Source organism: Frankia sp. Mgl5, assembly GCF_023242985.1.
In the GTDB taxonomy this organism is placed as follows: domain Bacteria; phylum Actinomycetota; class Actinomycetes; order Frankiales; family Frankiaceae; genus Parafrankia; species Parafrankia soli.
This window is the reverse complement of record NZ_JALKFY010000194.1, coordinates 1-259: the sequence shown is the minus strand read 5'-3', so window position 1 is coordinate 259 and position 259 is coordinate 1. Positions and strand designations below refer to the sequence as shown.

Sequence of the window (259 nt, the reverse complement as noted above, 5' to 3'; positions counted from 1 at the left end):
AACATAGGACGTATCAATCTTTTCCTTGGTGAAATTCTGCAGGGCGTCACTCCCAAATTGATCTTCGCCCTCCTTTGTTACCATATAGACATGTGAGCCTTGTCTGGCTGCGGCGACCGCCTGATTGCCGCCTTTTCCTCCAGGGCCCATGCGGAACGGTCCTCCCAGTACGGTTTCCCCGGGTTTCGGCATGTGCGGAGTCCGGCTCATCAAATCGACCACGTAGCTCCCCACCACTGTAATGTGTCTGCGACTCACG

The 259-nt window shown here is 55.2% G+C and carries 1 protein-coding gene; it reads right to left on the bottom strand.

Annotated elements, in window-relative coordinates; genetic code table 11:
• Window positions 1-234: PfkB family carbohydrate kinase (locus tag MXD62_RS08965; RefSeq protein WP_308301217.1), on the bottom strand; the 234-nt coding region annotated here is incomplete at its 3' end.
• Between the last annotated feature and the right edge of the window lie 25 nt (window positions 235-259).